Source organism: Betaproteobacteria bacterium (genome assembly GCA_016791345.1).
Taxonomy (GTDB): domain Bacteria; phylum Pseudomonadota; class Gammaproteobacteria; order Burkholderiales; family JAEUMW01; genus JAEUMW01.
Genome location: JAEUMW010000372.1, coordinates 1 through 3,531, shown reverse-complemented (window position 1 = coordinate 3,531; position 3,531 = coordinate 1). Strand labels below are relative to the sequence as shown.

5 protein-coding genes are annotated in these 3,531 nt (G+C 66.8%); 3 read left to right on the top strand and 2 right to left on the bottom strand.

Going from position 1 to position 3,531, the window contains the following annotated elements; translation table 11 throughout:
• Together JNK68_14505 and JNK68_14500 are read left to right on the top strand one after the other, a co-directional pair.
• Positions 1-390, top strand: a 390-nt coding sequence (locus tag JNK68_14505; protein MBL8541555.1) for a proline--tRNA ligase, incomplete at its 5' end; no start/stop codon positions are given.
• Positions 375-1,016, top strand: a complete 642-nt coding sequence (locus JNK68_14500; protein MBL8541554.1) for a lytic transglycosylase domain-containing protein — start codon at positions 375-377, stop codon at positions 1,014-1,016. The genes JNK68_14505 and JNK68_14500, both read left to right, overlap by 16 nt.
• 16 nt (positions 1,017-1,032) lie before the next feature.
• Here the strand turns inward: JNK68_14500 and JNK68_14495 are convergent, their stop codons facing one another.
• Positions 1,033-1,473, bottom strand: a complete 441-nt coding sequence (locus JNK68_14495; protein MBL8541553.1) for a TlpA family protein disulfide reductase — start codon at positions 1,471-1,473, stop codon at positions 1,033-1,035.
• A gap of 23 nt (positions 1,474-1,496) precedes the next feature.
• The gene (locus tag JNK68_14490; protein MBL8541552.1) at positions 1,497-2,768 is read right to left on the bottom strand and encodes a YihY family inner membrane protein; all 1,272 of its coding nucleotides are present in this window, start codon (positions 2,766-2,768) and stop codon (positions 1,497-1,499) included.
• Positions 2,769-2,825: 57 nt separating this feature from the next.
• On the opposite strand from JNK68_14490, the gene wrbA reads away from it, so the two are divergent.
• Positions 2,826-3,419: an NAD(P)H:quinone oxidoreductase gene (wrbA, locus tag JNK68_14485; protein ID MBL8541551.1), complete on the top strand. Its 594-nt coding sequence runs from the start codon at positions 2,826-2,828 to the stop codon at positions 3,417-3,419.
• Positions 3,420-3,531 lie beyond the last annotated feature (112 nt).

Here is a 3,531-nt window from a genome sequence, read left to right as displayed (position 1 = left end):
ATCGGCGTATCGCGCATCGTGGGCGCGGCCATCGAACAGAACCACGACGCGCGAGGCATCGTGTTCCCGGAAGCCATGGCGCCGTTCATGGTCGCGGTGGTCCCGATCGGCCTGCGCAAGAGCGCACAGGTCGCCGAAGTGGCGCAACGCCTGCACGATGCACTCGAGGATGCAGGCATAGAAGTCCTGCTGGACGACCGTGATGAACGGCCCGGTGTCATGTTCGCGGACATGGAACTCATCGGTATTCCGCACCGGATCGTGGTCGGTGATCGGGGATTGAAGCAGGGAATGGTCGAGTACCAGGGTCGGCGCGACGCGGCAGCCGAGCAGGTTCCGGTCGCCGAGGCCGTCGAGTTCGTCCGCGCGAAGGTATGCGCCGCTCGCTGAAACTCCTCGCCTGCCTCGCGCTGCTGGCGCCGCTTGCCGCGCGCGCCGGTGCGCAGGCCGAGGAACCGCTGTCGGCAAGTGTGCAGGCCTCGTTGCAGAAGGCGGTCAGCGATCACGCGGTGTCATCGCTCGTGCTCGCCTCCGACGGCGAGTCGCGCCGGTGGCTCGCTGCGATGTCGCCCCGGATCGAGCGCCAGATGGCGAACGAAACGCTGCGCCTCGACTTCCTGCGCACCGTGCACTACGAAGCCACGCGGGCCGGACTCGAACCGGAACTGGTGCTCGGCTTGATTCAGGTGGAAAGCGCCTTCCGCAAGTACGCCGTCTCCACTGCCGGCGCGCGCGGCTTCATGCAGGTCATGCCGTTCTGGGTGACAGCGATCGGCAACGAGGAACACAACCTCTTCCACCTGCGCACGAACCTGCGCTACGGCTGCACGATCCTGCGCCACTACCTCGACATCGAGCGCGGCAACCTGTTCCGCGCCCTCGGTCGCTACAACGGCAGTCTCGGCCAGGCCGAGTATCCCAATCTCGTCCTGCGCGCGTGGCGCACCTGGCAGGTTCCCGTGGTCCGCAGCGTCGAGTTCCATCCGCCGGCGGCATCGGCGCCGGTCAAGCGCTGAACCGCAGTCCGCCCCGTCAGCGGGGCGCGCCGAGAAACGCCTCGATCTGCCGGCGCGTGATCGCGCCGACGTGGGTCTTCACGAGTTTGCCCGCAGGATCGTAGATCAGCGTCGTCGGCAGGACAGTCACCGGAGCGAACTGCTGCGTCACGTTCGCCTCGCCCAGCACGATCGGATACGAAACGAGCATGTTGTCGGCGAATTCGATGACTTCCGCCGGATTCCGGTAGTGCATCGCAATGCCGATCACGACGAGATCGCGCTGCCGACGCTCGTCGTAGAGCGCGCCGAGATCCGGCATCTCTTCGAGACACGGCGGACACCAGGTCGCCCAGAAGTTCACGAGGACCCACTTGCCCCGATAGTCGGCCAGCCGGTGGGTTCTGCCATGGGCATCGCTGACGGAGAACTCCTGCGCGCTCGCGACTGCGGCCCAGCACGCAAAGACCATCAGCATGAGTCGCGCCGCGATCACGGTCTTCAACGAGCGCGCGCCGCGACCGGCCGTTCCTCGCTCCCGCGGCCTGTATTCGCGGTCGTCTCCGGAAAGAAAACCGCGGAAAGCGGCACCGCGAGGTCTCCTCCGGAACTCGACTCGATGCGCGCGAGCATGTCCCGCACCTGCGTCAAGTCGGCCGGTACCGGCAGATCCAGCGGCGCAAACACGAATCGCTGGAACACATCCGCGAGCATGATCTCGCGGACATCGCGACCGAGCACCCAGCCGCCGCGCACCACCTCGCACACCCAGCCACTGCGCGCGAGTTCGACTAGCAACGTCTCCGTATCGGCGCCGCTCAGCGCGGCCCTCTGCTGCAGTCGGAGCGTCGAGAGCACCGTCCCGCTGCGGTGTGCGAGCGCGAGTTCGCGCAGGACCGACAGCACCCGATAGAACTGATGCCCGGCATGGCGCTGCCCGGCCAGTGCCCCGGCACGCCAGTCCGGCAGAACCGCAGCGACCACGGCGCCGATGAGCACGATGAGCCACGAGAGATAGATCCACAGCAGAAAGACCGGCAGACTGGCGAAGGTGCCGTAGATCAGCGTGTAGGTCGGGAACAGGGTGAGATAGCGCGTGAAACCGAACTTCACCACCTCGAACACCACGGCTGCGAGCACACCGCCCACCAGCGCATCACGCAGCGCGACCTGCCGATTCGGAACCGCGGCGTAGATGAAGGTCAGTGCGACGATCGTGAGCAGCAGGGGCAGTCTTTGCAGCAGAAGCCCCTGCACGCCGGGCGCCACCTGGCCGAGATCACCCGAGAGGGCGAGCAGCCATGACGTCACCGACAGGCTGCCGCCGACCAGGATCGGCCCCACCGTCAGCACCGCCCAATAGAGCGCGAAGCGCACGGCGAAGGAGCGCGGCCGGCGCACGCGCCAGATGCGGTTGAACGCATCGAGGATCGTGTGCATCACCAGCACGGCGGTGATCGCGAGACCCGCGATGCCGAAGATCGTGAGTCGCGCGGCATTCTCCACGAACTGCCGGCCGTAGACGGTGATGACCTTCGCCGCCGCTTCCGGCACCAGATTCGTGAGCAGAAAAACCTTGATCTGATCGGTGAGCGAAGCGAACACGGGAAACGCCGAGAACACCGTGAGCGCGATCGTCACGAGCGGCACGAGCGCAAGCAGCGTGCTGAACGTGAGGCTCGCCGCCGTGTCGAGCAGGCGCTCCTCGTCCATACGCTCGCGCACCAGGTCGACAAGGGCGCGCAGGCGTGCGATGGTGGCGGGAACCGACACGGAAAGTCGCTGCCTCATGACCCGACATATGATACCCGTGATTCCGGGGCGTCCCTCGTGCACGAAATCCTGGTCCTCTACTACAGTCAGAATGGCGCGGTGAGCAGCATGGCGCGACTGGTTGCTCGTGGCATCGACGAGGTTGCGGGCTGCGCTGCGCGCATCCGCACCGTGCCGAAGGTTTCCACCGTGTGCGAAACGGTCGCACCCGCGGTGCCCGACAGCGGCGCGCCTTACGTCGAGTTGAAGGATCTCGAGACCTGCGCAGGGCTCGCCCTCGGCTCACCGACGCGCTTCGGCAGCATGGCGGCACCGCTCAAGTACTTTCTCGACGGCACCTCGTCGCTGTGGCTGACCGGCGCGCTCGCGGGCAAGCCTGCCGCTCTCTTCACGTCCACCGGAACGCTGCACGGCGGCCAGGAAACGACGCTCGTCTCGATGATGCTGCCGCTCCTGCATCACGGCATGCTGCTGCTCGGGCTGCCTTACACGCTCTCCGAGCTTTGCACGACCTCCAGTGGCGGCACGCCGTACGGCGCGAGCCACTGGGCAGGGCTCACCGGTGAGCGCGGTCTCACCGAGGAAGAGAAAAAACTCTGCGTGGCGCTCGGCCGCCGACTCGCCGAAACGGCGGTGAGGCTCGCGCGGTGACGACGCCAGGGGACGCAGGAGACAAGGCACGGCGGCTTCTGCGACGCTGTCGCCACGGCGCGCTCGGCACGCTGTCGCTGCGGCTCTCCGGGCATCCTTTCGCAACCGTCGT